This is a genomic window from Streptomyces sp. Rer75, from assembly GCF_013414305.1.
In the GTDB taxonomy this organism is placed as follows: Bacteria; Actinomycetota; Actinomycetes; order Streptomycetales; family Streptomycetaceae; genus Streptomyces; species Streptomyces himastatinicus.
On record NZ_CP058693.1, the window covers coordinates 10,374,367 to 10,395,339 of the forward strand.

The 20,973-nt window shown below is 72.8% G+C and carries 2 protein-coding genes and 2 pseudogenes; all 4 read left to right on the forward strand.

All coding sequences use genetic code 11. From position 1 onward, the window contains the following. The first annotated feature begins 151 nt into the window (after window positions 1–151). The 4 genes and pseudogenes from HYQ63_RS44110 (at window position 152) to HYQ63_RS45500 (ending at window position 20,921) form a co-directional block, all read left to right on the forward strand. Window positions 152–9,718, forward strand: coding sequence for a type I polyketide synthase (locus HYQ63_RS44110; RefSeq protein WP_218929633.1), 9,567 nt, complete (start codon window positions 152–154; stop codon window positions 9,716–9,718). A gap of 169 nt (window positions 9,719–9,887) precedes the next feature. Next, window positions 9,888–12,515 (forward strand): annotated as a pseudogene (locus HYQ63_RS46265) (type I polyketide synthase); the annotation flags it as partial. A gap of 114 nt (window positions 12,516–12,629) precedes the next feature. After that, window positions 12,630–13,403: pseudogene (locus HYQ63_RS46270) on the forward strand (polyketide synthase dehydratase domain-containing protein); the annotation flags it as partial. Between the two features lie 33 nt (window positions 13,404–13,436). Beyond that, window positions 13,437–20,921, forward strand: coding sequence for a type I polyketide synthase (locus HYQ63_RS45500; RefSeq protein WP_373689243.1), 7,485 nt, complete (start codon window positions 13,437–13,439; stop codon window positions 20,919–20,921). The last annotated feature ends 52 nt before the right edge of the window (window positions 20,922–20,973 follow it).

The following is a 20,973-nucleotide window of genomic DNA, read 5'->3' on the forward strand; positions in this document are numbered from 1 at the left end:
AGCGACTCATGTGGGCGGAACGTGCGCCGAGAGACAGCCGGAAGCAGCGTCCGGCCTGCGCCGAGCCGCGCCGGAGCGTCACCGCGGCGAGCGAGCCACAGCAGCCCCGAAGCGAAGCCACGGCGAACCAAGCTTGATCATGGGAGAAAACGTGCCGGATCACCGAGCGGTCGAGCCGACCCCGCTGCCCTTCGTGGCGAGCGGGGTACCCCTGCCCTGGCCGCTGTCGGCCCGGAGCCGCCGAGGCGTGAGGCAACAGGCCAGGCTGCTGCGCGGGCATATCACGGAGCATCCGGAGTGGACGCCGGAGGCCGTGGGGGACGCTCTCGCCCGCGGCCTGGTCGCCCGTTCCCCTCGCGCGGTGGCCCTGGCGGGTGATCCGGCCGGTTTCGCAAGGGCGCTGGACGCGATGGCTCAAGGCCGGCCCGCCGCCGGGCTCGTGGAGGGGGACGGCTCGGGGCGCGGCATTGTCTTCGTCTTTCCCGGGCAGGGGGCGCAGTGGGCCGGGATGGCGCGCGAACTGCTCGACGCCTCTCCGGTGTTCGCCGCCCACATGCTGCGGTGCGAGGAAGCCCTCGCACCGTATGCCGATTGGTCGCTGGAGGCCGTCATCCGTGGCGGGGCAGGCGCGCCCGCACTGACGTCGGCGGACATCGTCCAGCCCGCCCTGTTCGCCGTCATGGTCTCCCTGGCTGAACTGTGGCGCGCCTGTGGCATCGAACCCGACGCGGTCGTCGGTCACAGCCTCGGCGAGGTCGCGGCCGCGTGTGTGGCAGGGGCCCTGACACTGGAGGACGCCGTCCGTGTCGCCGCCCTGTGGAGCAAGGCACAGGCGACTCTGGCCGGACGGGGCGAGATGGTCTCGGTGCTGCTCCCGGAGGACGAGGTCCGCACGAGGCTGGAGGCATGGGGCGGGCGCCTGCGCGTGGCGGCGATCAACGGGCCGGCTGCGGTGACCGTCTCCGGTGACGTCGACGCCGCCGTGGAACTGCTCCGGCGACTCGGCGACGAGGGAGTGCACGCACGCCGGGTTGATGTGGGGATCGCCGCGCACTCGCCACACATCGACCAGATCATCCCGCGCCTGCGCACGGACCTCGCCCCCATCCGCCCGATCACGCCCGATGTGCCGGTGTACTCCTCGCTCCTGGGGGGCCGCGCGGACGGCGTCCGGCTGGACGCCGACTACTGGTGCCGGAATCTGCGCGGCACAGTGCGCTTCGCCCAGGCCGTCGAGGCCGTGATTGAAGACGGCCACCAGCTCCTCGTCGAGGTCAGCCCCCATCCGGTGCTGACTGCCGCGGTCCAGGCCACAACGGAGGCGGCGGCCAGGACGGCCTTCGTCCAGGAAACGCTGCGCCGCGACGCCGGGGGCCCCGAGCGGTTCCTGCGGTCGCTGAGCGAGCTGTACGTCCACGGAGCGAACCCGGACTGGTCCGGGCTGTACGCAGCGCGGCGGGCAGGAGCCGGCGACGGAGTCCAATTGCCCCAGGACGTACGGCAGGCCGCCGATGCCGAGGCTCCCGGAGACCACGCCCCGGTCCGGGGCCATGACCCGCAGGCTGCTTTCTTGGCCATGTCGGGCGCCGAACGCCGTTCCGCAGTCGAGGAATTGGTGGCCGCGCAGGTCGCTGTGGCACGGGGTGCCACAGGTCCGTACACACTGGATCCGCGAAGCTCCTTCCAGGACCTCGGCTTCGACTCCGTGACCGCGGTCGGCCTGCGCGATCGGTTGCAGCGGGCAACCGGGCTGGTGCTGCCGCCGAGCTTGGCCTTCGACCACCCGACTCCGGCCGCGGTGGTGGATCATCTGGACGCCCTGCTCACGGGGAGATCGACCACCGTCGTTCCCGGCCCCGGCCCCGGCCCCGCCACCGCCGAGTGGGACGAGCCGATCGTGATCGTGGGGATGGGCTGCCGCTACCCCGGAGGAGCGGACAGCCCTGAGGAACTCTGGCGGCTGCTGGCCGATGAGACGGACGCCGTGTCGCGGTTCCCGGACGACCGTGGCTGGGACGCCGTCGGCTGCTACGCCCCGCAAGGCGGCGGGGCCGGTACCTACTACCAGCGCGAGGCGGGATTCCTCCACAGCGCCGCGGAGTTCGACGCCCCGTTCTTCGGGATCAGTCCGCGGGAGGCGCTGGCGATGGATCCGCAGCAGCGGTTGTTACTGGAGACGTCGTGGGAGGCGCTGGAGCGGGCGGGCATCGATCCAACGGCACTGCGCGGCAGCCGCACCGGCGTCTACGTCGGGGTGATGACGATGGACTACGGGCCACGCGGCCATGAGGCAGGCGAACCGCAGAGCGGCTACGTGTTCACCGGGAACACCGGGAGTGTCGCGGCGGGGCGGCTGTCGTACATCCTGGGCCTGGAGGGGCCGTCGATGACGGTGGACACCGCGTGTTCGTCGTCGCTGGTGGCGCTACACCAGGCGTGCCAGTCGCTGCGACAGGGCGAGTGCGGGATGGCGCTGGCCGGCGGGGCCACGGTGATGCCCAGCCTGAGCATGTTCGTGGAGTTCTCGCGGCAGCGGGGGCTGGCACCGGACGGTCGCTGCAAGGCCTTCGCGGACGCGGCGGACGGCTTCGGCCTGGCCGAGGGCGTCGGCATGGTGGTGCTGGAGCGGTTGTCGGACGCGCGGCGCCTGGGGCATGAGGTGCTGGCGGTGGTGCGGGGGAGTGCGGTCAATCACGACGGTGCGAGCAATGGTCTGACGGCGCCGAATGGCCCCTCGCAGGAGCGGGTGATTCGCCAGGCGCTGGCGAACGCGGGGGTGGTGCCCGGGGATGTGGACGCGGTGGAGGCGCATGGCACCGGGACGCGGCTGGGGGACCCGATCGAGGCACAGGCTCTGCTGGCGGTCTATGGTCAGCGGCGGGAGCGTGAACGGCCGCTCTGGCTCGGGTCGTTGAAGTCCAACATCGGGCACGCGCAGGCGGCCGCGGGTGTCGGTGGCGTGATCAAGATGGTGCTGGCGATGCGGCATGGTGTGCTGCCGCGTACCTTGCACGCGGACGCGCCGACCACGCGGGTGGACTGGTCGCAAGGCGCCGTCGAGCTGCTGACCGAACCGGTCCCGTGGCCGGAGGCGGACCGCCCCCGTCGGGCCGCGGTCTCCTCCTTCGGCGTCAGCGGTACCAACGCCCACCTCGTCCTGGAACACGACCCTGACCCGGATACCTCGCTCGACACCGCGCCGCCCCCCGCGCACGGGAATCGCCGGCCCGCGGTGGTGCCCTGGCCGCTGTCCGCCCGGACCCCCGCCGCACTGCGCGCGCAGGCCGAGCGGCTGCACGCATGCCTTTCGTCCCCGTCGTCCTACCGGCCCGTGGACGTGGGCAACTCGCTGGCCACGACCAGGACGGTGTTCCCCCGGCGGGCGGTGATGCTCGTGCGTGACGCCGATGACGCGATGCGCAAGCTGTCGGCGCTGACCTCGGGTGAGGCCGCCGCCGACGTGCTCACCGGTTCGGTGGAGGCGTCGGGCAAGGTCGTCTTCGTCTTCCCCGGGCAGGGATCGCAGTGGCAGGGTATGGCGCTGCGGCTGATGGCGGAAGAGCCGGTCTTCGCGGCCCGGATGCACGAGTGTGCCAGGGCCCTGTCCGAGTTCACCGACTGGTCACTGCTGGATGTACTGGGCGAATCCGAAGGCAGCCCGTCCCTGGACCGCGTGGACGTGGTTCAGCCTGCCTTGTTCGCCGTCATGGTTTCGCTCGCCGAGCTGTGGCGGTCCTACGGGGTCGAGCCGGACGCCGTCGTGGGGCACTCGCAAGGAGAGATCGCCGCCGCCTGCGTCGCCGGCGGGCTCACGTTGCACGACGCCGCACGCGTCGTGGCTCTGAGGAGCCGGGCCATACGCGAGGAACTCGCCGGGCAGGGGGGCATGATGTCGCTCTCCCTCACCCGGGAGGAGCTGACGCGCGAACTGGAGCGCTGGAAGGGGAGCATCTCGCTCGCCGTGGTAAACGGGCCCTCCTCCGCCGTTGTTTCCGGCGAACCAAAGGCACTGGAGGAACTGCTGACCGACTGCGAGGCTCGCGGCATCCGGGCGAGACTCATTCCGGTCGACTACGCCTCGCACTCCCCGCAGGTCGAGTCGATCCGACACCGGGTGCTGCGGGACCTGGAAGGGATCTCCCCACGGTCTTCGAAGATTCCGTTCTATTCCTCGGTCACCGGGGAGCGCCTTGACTCCGCCGGACTGAACGCCGCCTACTGGTACCGGAATCTGCGGCAGACGGTGGAGTTCGCGAGCACGGTGTGCCATCTGGCCGAGCGGGGCCACACGGTCTTCATCGAGGCGAGCCCGCACCCGGTGCTGGTCCCGGGCGTACAGGACACCGTCGACGGCCTCGACGTTCCGGTGGCCGCGATCGGCACGCTGAAGCGCGACGAGGGCGGAGCCGACCAGTTCCTGCGCGCGATTGCGCACGCGCATGTGAGCGGTGCGGCTGTCGACTGGACGGCGGTCTACCGGGGCAGCGGTGCCCGCCGTGTCGGCCTTCCCACCTATGCCTTCCAGCGGGAGCGTTACTGGCTCGCCCCGGCACGTTCCGGCGGTGAGGTACGCGTCGAGCTCCCGTCCTCGCCGCGTCCCGAGGAGTTCGAGGGCTTCCCCCGCCGGGTGGCCGAGGCCACCACGGCCGCACAGCGCACCAGGGTGGTGCTGGATGAGGTGTGCGCTCACGTGGCGGCCGTGCTGGGCTGGTCCGCACCCGGCGAGGTCGAGATCCGGCGGGCGTTCCGCGAGTCGGGCTTCGACTCGCTGACGGCCGTGGAGCTGCGCAACCGCCTCGCGGCCGCGACGGGGGTGAACCTATCGTCCACCGTCGTGTTCGACCACCCGACGCCACTGGCCCTGGCCGAGCACCTGAGGGACCGCATCGTCGGTGAGGACGGCATGGCGACGGTGGGCGAGGCCCCTGTGGCCGCCGACGATCCGGTCGCGATCGTCTCGACCAGTTGCCGCTTTCCCGGCGATGTACGCTCCCCTGAGGAGCTGTGGCAGTTGCTGCTGTCCGGCCGTGACCCGATCTCCGGCTTCCCGGCCGACCGCGGCTGGCCGCTGGAAGACCTGTCCCACCCGGATCCGAACCGGCCCGGTACCAGCTCTGCCCAGCAGGGCGGATTCCTCTACGACGCCGCCGAATTCGACGCGGAGTTCTTCGGGATCTCGCCGCGTGAGGCGGTGGCGATGGACCCGCAGCAGCGGCTGCTGCTGGAGACGTCCTGGGAGGCCCTGGAGCGGGCCGGGCTCGACCCGGCTTCGCTGCGGGGCGGCCGGACCGGCGTGTTCGTCGGTGCCGTTCCCCACGGGTACGGCACTGGCTCCGCCGCCCCGCAGGATGCCGAGGGCTATCTGTTCACCGGTGCCGCGGGCAGCGTGGCCTCGGGGCGCGTCGCCTACAGCTTCGGCCTGACCGGGCCCGCCATCACCGTGGACACCGCGTGCTCGTCGTCATTGGTGGCGCTGCACCTGGCGGTGCAGTCCCTGCGCCAGGGCGAGTGCTCCCTCGCGCTGGTGGGCGGTGTGACGGTGATGGCGGGCCCGGCGGTGTTCACCGAGTTCAGTCACCAGCGCGTACTCGCCCCCGACGGCCGGTGCAAGCCCTTCGCCGCCGCGGCGGACGGCACCGCGTGGAGCGAGGGTGTCGGTGTGATTGTCCTGGAGCGGCTGTCGGACGCGCGACGGAACGGCCATCAGGTGCTGGCGGTGGTGCGGGGCAGCGCGGTGAACCAGGACGGCGCGTCGAATGGACTGACGGCGCCGAACGGGCCTTCGCAACAGCGGGTGATCCGGCAGGCGCTGGCCAATGCCCGGCTGCCGGCGTCCGAGGTGGACGTGGTGGAGGCGCACGGTACGGGCACCGCGCTGGGCGATCGGATCGAGGCGGAGGCGCTGCTGGCAACGTACGGTCAGGGCCGGCCGCAGGACCGGCCGGTGCTGCTGGGCTCGGTGAAGTCCAACATCGGCCACACTTCCGCGGCCGCCGGCGTGGCAGGTGTGATCAAGATGGTGCTGGCGATGAGGCACGGGACCGTGCCCGCGACGCTGCACGTGGCTGAGCCGACGCCGCACGTGGACTGGGAGTCGGGCGCGGCGGAGTTGGTGACCGAGCACGTGCCCTGGCCGGAGACCGGGCGGGTACGGCGGGCGGCGGTGTCTTCGTTCGGCATCAGCGGTACCAACGCGCATGTGATCCTCGAGCAGGCCGCCGCCACTGAAAACACTTCTCGTGAGGACCGACCGGCGCTTGCCGGCGCGCTGCCCTGGGTGGTGTCGGGTCGGTCGGCTGATGCCTTGCGGGGGCAGGCCGCACGGCTGCGCGCCTTCGCTGCCGAGAGCCAGGACGCGGAAGTGGTCGACGTGGGCTGGTCGCTGGCGTCGACGCGGGCGAGCCTGAAGCACCGGGCGATGGTCGTCGCGGACGGCTGGGACGGTTTCCTCAGTGGCCTTGATTCGCTCGCGGCGGGGGAGCCTGCGGCGCATGTGGTGAGCGGTGAGGTCTCGGACGCGGCTGAGGGGGTGGTGTTCGTGTTCCCGGGCCAGGGCTCGCAGTGGGTGGGGATGGCGACGGAGCTGCTGGGCGCTTCACCGGTCTTCGCCGCGTCGGTGGAGAAGTGCGCGGGGGCGCTGGCGCCGCATGTCGACTGGGATGTGCTGGAGGTGTTGCGGGGCGGGGGTCCAGTGGAGCGCGATGATGTGGTCCAGCCGGTGTTGTGGGCGGTGATGGTGTCCTTGGCGGAGGTGTGGCGTTCGGTGGGTGTCCGGCCGTCCGCGGTGATCGGGCACTCGCAGGGGGAGATCGCGGCCGCGTGTGTGGCTGGTGCGCTGTCGTTGGAGGACGGGGCGTTGCTGGTGGCCTTGCGCAGCCGGGTGCTGGCGGAGGAGCTGTCCGGCAAGGGCGGGATGGTGTCCGTTGCGGCGTCGGCGGACCGGGCCGGTGAGCTGATCGTGGGTCGGGGCGGGGTGTGGATCGCGGCCGTCAACGGGCCGGAGTCCACGGTTGTGGCGGGCGACCTCGATGCTCTGGCCGAGGTGAGCGCGGCGGCTGCGGCCGCCGGACTGCAGCCGCGGAAGGTGGGGATCACTTACGCGTCGCACACGCCACACGCCGAGCGGGTGCGTGAGCGGTTGCTGGAGCTGGCCGCGCCGGTTACGCCCCGTGCGGGTGATGTCCCGATGTATTCGACGGTGACCGCCGCGCCCGTCGAGGGGGAGGCGTTGGACGGCGAGTACTGGTACCGCAATCTGCGGGAGCGGGTGTTGTTCCACGACACCGTAGGGGCCCTGCTCGACCGGGGTGACCGGGTCTTCCTGGAGGTCAGCCCGCACCCGGTGCTGACGGGCGCGATCCAGGAAGCCGGGCGCATCCGGTCGGTGGACACCGTGGTGACGGGCACCCTCAGGCGAGGCGAAGGCGGTCCCCGCCGATTCCTGGCCTCACTGGCCCAGCTGTGGGTCCACGGGACGGATCCCGATTGGGCCCGTGTGTTCGCCGGCACCGGCGCCCGCCGCGTCGATCTGCCCACCTACGCCTTTCAGACCAAGCGCTACTGGCTCGACGCCTCCGCGCCCCGCACCTCGGCCGCCGTGGACGAGAGCGCAGCGTTCTGGGAGGTCGTGGAACGCCAGGACCTGGACGGGCTCGCGCGAACCCTGCGGCTCCAGGACGCACGCCAGGAGCTGACGGCCGTCCTGCCCGCGCTGTCGGCCTGGCACCGACGCCACCAAGCGGCCTCCGAGATGGAGTCGTGGCGGTACCGGGTCGACTGGAAGCCGCTGACCGGCCATGCGCCGGCCACGCTGTCCGGCACCTGGCTCGTGGCCGTCACCCGCGAGCAGATCGGCGGTGAGCTGTACGAGGCGGTCGCCGGGGCGCTGCGCGACCACGGAGCGGCCGTCGAACCGCTCGTGGCCCCCGAGGACGGGCATCCCTGGGCGGACGTCATCGCCGCCCACACCGAGGCGGCCGGGGTACTGTCGCTGCTTGCCGGGGACGATGCAGCCCTCGACAGCACATGCGCGGTCCCGGCCGGTTTCGGCCGCACGCTGCTGCTGATCCAGGCACTCGAGGCCGCGGGCACCACCGCCGCGTTGTGGTGCCTCACCCAGGGGGCGGTGTCCGTCGGCGGGCAGGACCCGCTCACCGGGCCGACCCAGGCGCTGGTCTGGGGCCTTGGCCGAGTCGCGGGGCGGGAACTGCCCGCCCGCTGGGGCGGTCTGGTGGATCTGCCACCGGCCCCGGGCGACAAGACCCTCGCCCGGCTGTGCGCGGTGCTGAACGGCAGCACCGGTGAGGACCAGGTCGCGGTTCGCCCGTTCGGGGCATTCGGGCGCCGCATCGTCCGGGCGCCGCTGGGCGGCGGCGCGGGCGACGGCTGGACCCCGGACAACGGCACGGTACTGATCACAGGTGGCACCGGTGTCCTCGGCGGGCAGATCGCCCGCAGGCTGGCCGCCCAGGGCGCCGAACACTTGCTGCTCGTGAGCCGCCGGGGCCAGGCCGCCCCCGGCGCGGCCGACCTGGTGGCCGAGCTGACCGCCGCCGGTGCCGAGGTGACGGTGGCGGCCTGCGACATCGCCGACGCGGAGGCGCTGCGCGACCTCCTGGAGTCGGTTCCCGACACCTACCCGCTGACCGCGGTGGTCCACACCGCTGCCGTCCTGGACGACGGGCCGGTCACCGCCCTGACGCTCGACCAGATCGACCGCGCCCTGCGGGTCAAGGCCGAGGCCGCGTGGCGCCTGCACGAGCTGACCCAGGGCCTGAACCTTTCCGCATTCGTCCTGTTCTCCTCGCTGGCCGGCGTGGTCGGCATGGCGGGACAGGGCAACTACGCCCCGGGGAACACCTATGTGGACGCGCTGGCCCACCTTCGCCGCTCGCGCGGACTCGTGGCCACGTCCGTGGCCTGGGGACCCTGGGCACACGGCGGAATGGCCGAGGGGGACGCGGTGACCGACGTCCGGAACCGGCACGGCGTTGCGCTGCTGCCGCCGGAATCCGCGGTCCTGGCGCTGGAAACCGCAATCGGACAGGGTGACACGGCCGTCGTCATCGCCGACATCGACTGGGGCCGGTTCGCCCACGCCTACACCGCGACGCGGACCAGCCGACTGCTCGACGAACTCCCGGAGGCCCGGCAGGCCCTGGGTCCGGGGAAGGCCGACGACGCGGACGTCACCACTTCCGCGCTGCGCGACCGGCTCGCCGGGCTGAGCGCCGGGGAGCGTGAGCAGCAGCTGTTCGATGTCGTACGGGCCCAGGCGGCCGCCGTGCTCGGACATGACTCCGCCGGCGCGGTGGACCCGCGACGGCAGTTCCTCGAACTCGGGCTCGACTCGGTCACCTCCGTGGAACTGCGCAACCGGCTGGGCCTCGCAACCGGTCTGCGGCTGCCTGCCACCGTGGTCTTCGACCACCCGAGCGTGGCCGACCTCGCCAGGCACCTCCAAGCGGAGATGTTCAGCGGCTCCCTGCGGCCGACGAACCCCGGTGACGCCGAACTCGGCCGCTTGGAAGACCTGTTGACGGAGCTGCCGGACGGGGACCCCGCCCGCGCCGAGATCGCCGGACGGCTGCGGCATCTGCTGTGGTCGGCCACCGGAGCTGATCGGTCTGCCGAGGACGCCGTCGACTCCAAGGAACTCGAGGCCGCGACCAACGAAGAGATCTTCGACTTCATCGAGAAGGAATTCGGGATCTCCTGACCGCGCGCGACCGGCACGGCTCACCACACCCACACTGAACTGACCCACCACCAGGGGCAAGAACATGGATGATGTCAAAAAGCTGCGTCACTTCCTGACCCGGGTCACAGCGGAACTGCAGGAGACGCGGTCACGGCTGCGGGCTGTCGAGTCGGCCGGCAGTGAGCCGGTGGCGATCGTCGGGATGAGCTGCCGCTACCCTGGCGGCGTCACCTCGCCGGAGGAGCTGTGGCAGCTGGTGTCGGGTGGCGGCGAAGGCATATCCGGCCTCCCGGCCGACCGCGGCTGGGACCTGGCCGGGCTGGTCGACACGGCAGGCGAACGGCCGGGCACCTCGTATGTGGACAAGGGCGGGTTCCTGCACGAAGCAGGGGAGTTCGACGCGCCCTTCTTCGGCATCTCACCGCGCGAGGCGCTGGCGATGGATCCGCAGCAACGGCTGCTGCTGGAGACGTCATGGGAGCTGTTCGAGCGGGCCGGCGTCGATCCGTCGTCGCTGCGTGGAAGCCGGACGGGTGTCTTCATCGGGGCCAGTTTCCGTGACTACGGCAGCAGGCTGCCCCAGATCCCCGAGGAGGTCGAGGGCCACGCCGTCACCGGTGTCGCGGGGAGCGTGGCCTCGGGCCGTATCGCGTACACCTTCGGCCTGGAGGGGCCGGCCCTCACGGTGGATACCGCGTGCTCGTCCTCGCTGGTGGCGCTGCACCTGGCGGTGCGTTCCCTGCGGCAGGGCGAGTGCTCCCTGGCGCTCGCCGGCGGTATCGCCGTCATGTCCACCCCGGACCTGCTGACCGAGTTCAGCAGGCAGCAGGGCCTGTCGCGGGACGGTCGGTGCAAGGCCTTCGCGGCCTCGGCGGACGGGATGGGCGCGGCAGAGGGGGTCGGGCTGCTGCTGGTCGAGCGGCTGTCGGACGCGCGGCGCAACGGCCACCGGGTGCTGGCGGTGGTACGGGGCAGCGCGGTGAACCAGGACGGCGCGTCGAGCGGCCTCACGGCGCCGAACGGGCCCGCCCAGCAGCGGGTCATCCGGCAGGCGCTGGCCGACGCCGGACTGTCCGCCGACGCGGTGGATGTGGTTGAGGCGCATGGCACGGGCACGTCGCTGGGCGATCCGATCGAGGCGCAGGCGCTGCTGGCGACATACGGTCAGGGCCGGCCGCAGGACCGGCCGGTACTGCTGGGCTCGGTGAAGTCCAACCTCGGCCACACACAGGCTGCGGCGGGGGCCGCCGGGGTCATCAAGATGGTGCTGGCGATGCGGCACGGGACCGTGCCCGCGACGCTGCACGTGGCTGAGCCGACGCCGCATGTGGACTGGGCGTCGGGCGCGGTGGAGCTGGTGACCGCGAACGTGGCCTGGCCCGAAGCCGACCGGGCGCGGCGGGCGGCGGTGTCCTCGTTCGGTGTGAGCGGGACCAACGCGCACATGATCCTCGAACAGGCCCCGGCGGACGCACACGAGCCCGCAGGCGGCGACGACCCCGCCCCGGTGGCGCTTGCCGGCGTGCTTCCCTGGCCGGTCTCGGGGCGGTCCGCCGAGGCCTTGCGCGGACAGGCGGCACGCCTGCGGGCCTTCGCCGCCGAACACGAGGATGCCGAAGCGGCCGATGTCGGGTGGTCGCTGGCCTCGACCCGGGCCGGACTGGAACATCGTGCGGTGGTGCTCGCGGACGGCCGCGACGGCTTCCTGAGCGGTCTTGACGCGCTCGCCGCCGGGGGCCCGGCGGCGCATGTCATCAGTGGTGAGGTGTCCGCCGGACGTGGGGATGTGGTTTTCGTGTTCCCGGGCCAGGGCTCGCAGTGGGTGGGCATGGCGACGGAGCTGTTGGGTGCTTCACCGGCCTTCGCCGCGTCGGTGGAGAAGTGCGCGGGGGCGTTGGCGCCGCATGTCGACTGGGATGTGCTGGAGGTGTTGCGGGGCGAGGGGCCACTGGATCGGGTTGATGTGGTCCAGCCGGTGTTGTGGGCGGTGATGGTGTCCTTGGCGGAGGTGTGGCGTTCGGTGGGTGTCCGGCCGTCCGCGGTGATCGGGCACTCGCAGGGGGAGATCGCGGCCGCGTGCGTGGCTGGTGCGCTGTCGTTGGAGGACGGCGCGCGGCTGGTTGCGCTGCGCAGCCGCGCCATCGCCCGAGAGCTGGCCGGGCTGGGCGGCATGGTCTCCATCGCCGTCTCCGCCGAACGAGTCGGGGAACTCCTCGCCGACCGCCACGAGGTGTGGATCGCCGCGGTCAACGGCCCGGATGCCACCGTCGTGGCCGGGAGCCCCCACGCCCTGGACCAGGTGATGGCGGCCGCGGAGGCTGCTGGGATGCGGGTGCGCCGGGTCGCGGTGGACTACGCGTCACATACGCCCCATGTGGAGCGGGTGCGTGAGCGGTTGTTGGAGCTGGCCGCGCCGGTTACCCCCCGTGTGGGTGATGTCCCGATGTATTCGACGGTGACCGCCGCGCCCGTCGAGGGGGAGGCGCTGGACGGCGAGTACTGGTACCGCAATCTGCGGGAGCGGGTGCTGTTCCACGACACCGTACGGGCCCTGCTCGACCGGGGCGACCGGGTCTTCCTGGAGGTCAGCCCGCACCCGGTGCTGACGGGCGCGATCCAGGAAGCCGGGCACGCCGCCGACGTCCTCGCCGTGGGCACCTTGCGGCACGACGAGGGCGGTCCGCGGCGGGTGCTGACTTCACTGGCCGAATTGTGGGTGCGGGGTGTCGAGCCCGACTGGAAGGCGGTCTTCGGTGGCGCGTCCGCGCCCGTCGACCTGCCCACCTACCCTTTCCAGCGCGACCACTACTGGCTGCGCGACACCGGCGTTGTCGGGGATGTCGCCGGGGCCGGGCTGTCCGTCGTGGGTCATCCGCTGCTGGCGGCCGGAATCAGGCTGGCCGAGAGCGACGGCCGTGTCTTCACCGGGCGCCTCTCCACGGACTCCCACCCATGGCTCGCCGACCACGCCGTGCTGGGCCAGGCCCTGCTGCCGGGCTCGGCGGTCCTGGAACTGGCGCTGCGGGCGGGCGAGTTGGCCGGGGCGGACCAGGTGGATGAACTTGTCCTGCACGCACCGCTGGTCGTACCGGCCGACGGCACGGCCCTGGACCTCCAAGTCGGCGTCGACCCGGCCGACGAGCTGGGGCGGCGCGCGGTCCGCGTCCACTCCAGGCCGCACCGCCCGGGCCGAGCCGGGGACGAGGACGATGTGGAGTGGACCAGCCACGCCGCCGGGACGCTCACCGCGGCTCACGCCGGTGAACCCGCCGCCCAGGACACCGTGTGGCCGCCCGCCGATGCCGTCCCGGTGGAGATCGACGGCTTCTACGAGCGGCTGGCGGCGGCCGGTTACGCCTACGGGCCGGTGTTCCAAGGCGTGCGCGCGGCGTGGCGGCGCGGCGCGGAGCTGTTCGCCGACATCGGGCTGGACCAGCCCGCGGCGAGCGAGGCGACGCGGTTCGGGATACACCCCGCGCTGGTCGACGCCGCGCTGCAGACGCGGCTGGTGGGACTCCTCGAAGGCGAGGGCGAGCGGATGATGCCGTTCTCGTTCGCCGGAGTCCGCCTCCACGCCATGGGCGCCACTTCGGCGCGGGTCCGGGTGTCCCCGGCTGGGCCGGACGCGATCTCGGTGCTGCTGACGGACCACGCCGGGCTGCCCGTCCTCACCGTGGACCGGCTCACCTCCCGTCCGCTCACCGCGGCCGCGATGGCACAACCGGCGGCGGACTCGATGTACGAGGTGATCTGGGTGCCGCTGCCCCTGGTCTCCGAAGCGGCCGAGGAGCGGTTCGCGGTCCTCGGCGACGCCATTCCCGGCCTGGACGCTCCGTGCTACCCGGACGCCGCCGCGGTGGCCGAGTCCCTCCGTGCGGGCGAGCCGGTGCCGGCGACGGTGCTGCTGCCCTGCCCGCGTGGGGACGGCGACGCCATTCCCGCCGCGAGCCGGGACGTGCTGGCCGCGGTGCTCGGCCCGGTGCGCGAGTGGCTCGCTCACGATGAACTGGAGGCCCTCCGGCTGGTCCCGGTGACCCGGGGCGCACTCGCCGCCGCGCCGGGCGACCGGATCGACATGGCGCAGGCTGCTGTGCGGGGACTGCTGCGCTCGGCTGCCACGGAGCACCCGGGCCGGATCCTCACGATCGATCTGGACGCCGAGCTGGAGACCGGCCCCGCGTCGATGTCGGCGCTGTGCGCGGCGGTGGCTGCCGCGGTGGCCGCCGGAGAGTCCGAAGCCGTCATCCGCGGCGGCACGGTGTCGGTGCCGCGGCTGGTGCGTGTGCCGTCGTCGGACCCGGAAACGCTCGCCGTCCCCGATGGGGCGCGGGCCTGGGGCCTGGACCTGGGCACAGCGGGGACACTGGAAGGGCTGAACCTGACCGCTTGCCCAGCCACCGAGGCGCCCCTCGAGGCCGGGCAGGTGCGGGTCGCGGTGCGCGCGACCGGAGTGAACTTCCGGGACGTGCTGGTCGCGCTGGGTGTGGTCCCCGACACCGAATCGCTTTTCGCCTCCGAGGGCGCCGGTGTGGTGGTGGAGGTCGGCCCCGGAGTCACCGGCGTCGCGGTGGGCGACCGGGTGATGGGCCTGCTGTCGGGCGCGTACGCCGGCCCACTCGCGGTGGCCGACAGCCGCATGCTGGCCCGCATGCCGCACGGTTGGACATTCGCCGAGGCCGCGACGGTGCCCGTCGTGTTCCTGACCGCCTACTACGCGCTGGTCGACCTCGCCGATCTGCGCGCGGGCGAGACGCTGGCGGTGCACGCCGCCGCGGGCGGGGTCGGCATGGCCGCCGTACAGCTGGCCCGCCACTTGGGCGCCGAGGTGTACGCGACCGCCGGCGAGCCCAAGTGGCCCGTGGTGCGCGGGATGGGCGTTCCCGCCGAGCGGGTGGCCTCTTCGCGCACCGTGGAGTTCGCCGACCGGTTCCTGGAGGTGACCGGCGGCCGGGGCGTCGATGTCGTACTGAACTGCCTGGCACGGGAGTTCGTGGACGCCTCGCTCAGGCTGCTGCCCCGCGGCGGCCGGTTCGTCGAGATGGGCAAGACGGACATCCGCCAGGTCGGCGAGGTCGCCACGGCGTGCCCCGGGGTGAGGTACCGCGCGTTCGACCTCGCCGAGGCGGGTGCCGACCGTCTCGGCGAGATGCTCGCCCATATCGTGGAGCTCTTCGAGCGGGGCGTGCTGGCCCCGCTGCCGGTCACTGCCTGGGACAGCCGGCAGGCGCCGGCGGCCTTCCGCCACCTCAGCCGGGCCCGTCACACCGGCAAGGTCGTGCTCACCACCCCGCCGCCCGCCGTCTCCGGCACCGTGCTGATCACCGGCGGCACCGGCCTCATCGGATCCGTGGTGGCCCGCCACCTGGCCACCGAACACGGTGTCGTCGACTTCGTACTGACCAGCCGCCGGGGCCCGGACGCGCCCGGCGCCGACGAACTCGTCGCGGCACTCGCCCAGTCGGGAGCAACCGCGCGGGTGGTGGCCTGCGATGCTGCCGACCGTGACGCCCTCGCCCGGCTCCTGGACGAACTCCCCCACCTGAGGGGCGTGGTACACGCGGCCGGCGCGCTGGACGACGGTGTGCTCTCGGCGCTCACCCCCGAGCGGCTGGACGCCGTGCTGCGACCCAAGCTGGACGCGGCCTGGCATCTGCACGAGCTGACCGGCGACCGCGATCTGTCGCTGTTCGTGCTGTTCTCCTCCGCCGCCGGTGTTCTGGGCGCCGCCGGACAGGGCAGCTACGCCGCCGCCAACGCCTTCCTGGACGCCCTCGCCCAGCACCGCCGGGCCCAAGGGCTGCCCGCGCACTCCCTGGCCTGGGGACTGTGGGCCGATCGCAGTGCGATGACCGGCGCCCTCGGCGCCGCCGACCTGGACCGGATGCGCCGCACCGGCGTCCGGGCGATCGGTACGGACGAGGGCCTGGCCCTCTTCGACACCGCCCTACGGATGACTCGTCCGCACACGGTCCCGATCAGGCTCGACGTGTCCGCGCTGGGCAGGAAGTCCGATCCTGCCCCGCTCTTCCGCGCCCTGGTCCGCCCGGCCAAGCGGGTGGCCGCGAACACGCCCGTCGACGGCGGTGGTCTGCGTGAGCGTCTGGCGGTGTTGCCGGTGACCGAGCGGGATCGAGTGCTGACCGAGTTGGTGCGGGCCCAGGCGGCAGTGGTGCTGGGGCACGAAGGGGCCGGCGCGGTGGGTGCGGACCGGGCGTTCAAGGATGTCGGGTTCGATTCACTGACCGCGGTGGAACTGCGCAACCGGCTGGGTACTGCGACGGGTCTGCGGCTTCCGGCGACGGCGGTGTTCGACCATCCGACGCCGGTGGCACTGGCCGCCGAGCTCGCCGTGCGGCTGGGGGCGGAGGACGGCGACGTGTCTCGGGACATGGCCCCGATCGCTCCGGCGGTGGCCGCAGTGGATGAGGACCCGATCGCGATCATCGGAATGAGCTGCCGGTTCCCCGGCGGTGTGCGTTCGCCGGAGGACCTGTGGCAGTTGCTCACCGACGAGCGGGACGCCACCGGCGCCTACCCCGCCGACCGCGGCTGGCAGGTCGACGACTTGGGCGACCCGCACTTCCGGGATGACGCCTATGCGCGGGTCGGCGGATTTCTGCACGACATGGCCGACTTCGACCCCGGGTTCTTCGGTATCTCGCCCCGTGAGGCGCTGGCCACCGACCCGCAGCAGCGGCTGCTGCTGGAGACGACATGGGAGGCCTTCGAGCGCGCGGGCATCGATCCCACCACGCTGCGGTCCACGTCCACCGGCATCTTCACGGGGCTGATCTACAACGACTACGCCTCGCGGTTCCCGCGGCTGCTCAGCGGCCTCGAGGGCTACCTGGGCAACGGCAGCGCCGGCAGTGTCGCCTCCGGCCGGATCGCCTACACCCTCGGCCTGGAAGGCCCCGCCATCACGGTGGACACGGCCTGCTCGTCGTCGATGGTGGCCCTGCACCTGGCCGCCCAGTCCCTGCGCCAGGGCGAGTGCACCCTGGCCGTCGCGGGTGGAGTGACCATCATGTCCACCCCCCGGCCGCTGATCGAGTTCAGCCGGATCGGCGGGCTCGCCCTCGACGGCCGCTGCAAGGCATTCGGCGCAGCGGCCGACGGCATGGGCTTCGCCGAGGGCGTCGGCATGCTGGTGGTCGAGCGCCTCTCCGACGCCCGGCGCAATGGACACCGGGTGCTGGCGCTGCTTCGCGGCTCCGCGCTGAACCAGGACGGCGCCTCCAACGGCCTGACCGCGCCCAGCGGCCCCGCCCAGCAGCGGGTGATCCGCCAGGCCCTGGCCAACGCGGGTCTGCGGGCGTCCGATGTGGACGCGGTGGAGGCGCACGGCACCGGCACTTCACTGGGAGACCCCATCGAGGCGCAGGCTCTCCAGGCCACCTACGGTCAGGATCGCCCCGAGGACCGACCGCTGCTGCTCGGCTCGGTGAAGTCGAACCTCGGCCACACCCAGGCCGCCGCGGGGGCCGCCGGGGTCATCAAGACGGTGTTGGCCCTGCGCCACGGCGTTGTGCCGCGCACCCTGCATGCAGAGCGCCCCACCTCGCACGTCGACTGGGCGTCCGGGGGACTGCGGCTCGCCGACGGCAGCGTGCCGTGGCCCGAGACCGGGCGGCCACGCAGGGCCGCCGTGTCCTCGTTCGGCATCAGCGGCACCAACGCGCACGTCATCCTGGAACAGGGGCCCGAGCCGACGCTGCCCGCCACCGCCGACACCCCGAGCGTGCCAGTGCCGTGGGTGATCTCGGCGAAGAGCGCCCAGGGCCTGCGCGACCAGGCCCGCCGCCTGCACGCGTGGGTGGACGCGGACCCGGCAGCGGCCCCGGCCGACATCGCCCGGTCCTTGCTGACCACGCGGGCAACGTTCGACCACCGCGCGGTGGTGGTCGGGCGGACCCGAGAGGAGCTGCTGAACCGACTGGCGGCGTTGGGCGACGGTGAACCGGCCGCCGGCGTGGTCGAGGGTGTCGCGGCCGCACAAGCGAGGACCGTGTTCGTCTTCCCCGGACAGGGCTCGCAGTGGGCCGGCATGGCCACGGAACTGCTCGACACCTCCCCGGTCTTCGCCGAACGGCTGGAGAACTGCGTGGCGGCCCTGCGTCCGCACATCGACTGGTCTCCGCTCGACGTGCTGCGCGGACGCCCCGGAGCGCCGTCGCTGGACCGAGTCGATGTGGTGCAGCCGGTGCTGTGGGCGGTGATGGTGTCCCTGGCCCAGGTGTGGCGGTCTCACGGGGTCGAGCCGTCTGCCGTGGTGGGGCACTCCCAGGGGGAGCTGGCGGCGGCGGCCGTGTCGGGTGTGCTGTCGCTCGAGGACGCCGCCCGCATCGTGGCCCTGCGCAGCAGGCTCATCGCGCGCGAGCTGGCGGGGCAGGGGGGCATGGTCTCGATTGCCCGGCCCATGGGCGCGGCACTGGAACTGCTGAAGCCGTGGGGCGAACGGATCAGTGTCGCCACGGTGAACGGGCCGGGCTCCACCGTCGTCGCCGGCGAGCCCGCGGCGTTGGAGGAGCTGGTGGCCACCTGCGAACGCGAAGGGGTGCGGGCGCGCCGTATCCCGGTGGACTACGCCTCCCACACCCCGCAGGTGGCACGGCTGCGCGAGGCGCTGCTGGAGCTGGCCGCGCCGGTCGTCTCCCGGGAGCCGGGGCTGCCCATGTACTCCTCCGTGACAGGCGAACTCCTCCTCACCGGTGCGGCGGACGCCGAGTACTGGTACCGCAACCTGCGCCGGACCGTGCTCTTCGAGCAGGCCATGCGTGCCCTGGCCCGGGACGGCCATGAGGTGTTCGTCGAGGTGAGTCCGCATCCGGTGCTGGTCACGGGAATGGAAGAGACCCTCGAGGAGTACTCGGGTGAGATCGCGGTCACTGGCACCCTGCGGCGGGACGAGGGTGGCCCGGACCGGCTGCTGACCGCGCTGGCGGAGGTGTTCGTGACCGGGGTCGCCGTGGACTGGCCGACCACGTTCGAGGGTGGCCGGACGGTGGACCTGCCGACCTACGCCTTCCAGCGGCAGCGCTATTGGCTGGACGCGCCGTCGGAGCCCGAGGGGACACGACGCGACGCCGCGGTGGACGAGGAGTTCTGGGCGGCGGTCGACCGGCACGACACGGACGGGTTGGCGTCGGCCCTCGGCGTTGAGGACGCACAGGAGCGGTCCTCGCTGGCCGAGGTGGTGCCGGTGCTGTCCACGTGGTACCGGCAGCGGCGCGAGCGCTCCACCGTGGAGGCCTGGCGCTACGGCATCGCGTGGGCACCGGTCCGCGAGACCTCGGCGGCCACGCTGACCGGCACCTGGCTGGTGGCCGTCTCCGAAGGGTTCGAGGAGGACCCGAGGGCGGGCGCGCTGATGAGGGGCATCGAGCGCCGAGGCGCGGACGTGCTGCAGGTCGTGATGTCCTCCGATCAACCCTCCGATATCGCCGAACAGCTGCGGAGGGCCGCGGAGCACTCTCAACCGGCCGGTGTGCTGTCGGTGAGCGCGTGGGACGAGCGGCCGCATCCGTCTTTCCCGTCGGTGCCGATCGGTTTCACCCAGGTCCTGACGCTGTGCCAGGCGCTCGACGCAGCCGGTGTCACGGCCCCCTTGTGGTGCGTGACCAGCGGCGCGGTCGCCACCGGGCGTGATGACGCCCCCGCCGGCCCGGCTCAGGCGCTGGTGTGGGGGCTGGGACGGGTGGCCGCTCAGGAGCGTGTGGACCGCTGGGGCGGGCTGATCGACCTTCCGGCCCAGCCGGACGAGCAGGCGGTGAACCGGCTGTGCGGGCTGCTGACCGGGGAGTCCGGCGAAGACCAGCTCGCCGTACGGGCCGGTGGCGTGCTCGCCTGCCGACTGGCCCATGCCCCGGCGCCCGTCGGCCGTGGCCGCGAATGGACCCCCACCGGGACCGTGCTGATCACCGGGGGCACCGGGGCCATCGGTGGCCATGTCGCCCGGTGGCTGGCCGCCCGCGGGGCTGAACACCTGTTGCTGCTCAGCAGGAGCGGCCCCGAAGCCGAGGGAGCCGATCAGCTGCGCGCCGATCTGGTGGCGGCCGGCGCCCGGGTGACCCTCCTCTCCTGCGACGTCGGGGACCGGGAGGCGCTGGCGGCCGCGCTGGCCGGCATCCCGGACGAACTGCCCCTCACCGCCGTCTTCCACACCGCCGCGGTGCTGGACGACGGACCGCTGGACGAGCTGACCCTCGCCCGCGCCGACGCTGTGCTGCGGACGAAGGCCGGCGCCGCGTGGCACCTGCATCAGCTGACCGCACACCTGGACCTGTCGGCGTTCGTCCTCTTCTCCTCCTTGGCCGCCACCTGCGGTGCCGCCGGCCAAGGGAACTACGCGCCCGGCAACGCCTACCTCGACGCGCTGGCGTGGCACCGTCGTGCCCGTGGCCAGGTTGCCACCTCCATCGGGTGGGGGGCCTGGGCCGAGGGCGGCATGGCGGAGACGGAGACCATCGCGGACCTGAGGCGCAGGCACGGCGTCCCGCTGATGTCCCCCGAGCGGGCGGTCCGGGCGCTGCGGCAGGCGATCGAGGGGGATGAGACCTTCGTGGTCGTCGCGGACATCGACTGGGACCGGTTCTACCTCGCGCACACCGCCGCCCGGCCCAGCCCACTGCTGCACGACTTGGAGGAGACCCGCCGTATCCGGGAGTCGGCCATCGACGGCACCGGGCCGGGGACGGAGGGGCCGACGCTGGCCGAGCGGCTGGCCCGCCTCGGCCGTACCGAGCAGGAGCGGCTGCTGCGCGAGGTGGTCCGGACGCACGCCGCGGCCGTTCTCGGGCACGACGGGCCCGACTCGGTGCCGACCGGCCTTCCGTTCTGGGAGCTCGGCCTGGACTCGGTCACCGCGGTCGAAATGCGCAACCGGCTGGGCGGCGCGGTCCAGCGCAAGCTCCCGGCCGGGGTCATCTTCGATTACCCGACGGTCACCGGACTGGTCGGGTACCTCCGGGGCGAACTGTGCCAGGAGGAGACCGGGGACAGCCCGGTGATGTCCGATCTGGACCGGCTGGAGGTCGCACTGGCCACCATGCCCGACGACGACGCGGCCCGGAACGAGGTGGCCGAACGGCTGGAGAAGCTGCTGCGCCGGGTGAGTCCGGCCTCGGTCGTGACGCGGGCGCCCGCCACGGACTGGGGCCTTGACTCGGCCTCCCAGGACGAGGTGTTCGCGCTCATCGACGAAGAGCTGGGCGAGCCGTAACGGCTCCTGGCACACGCTTTCCCGACCGCTAGGGACCACAAGGATGGACCAG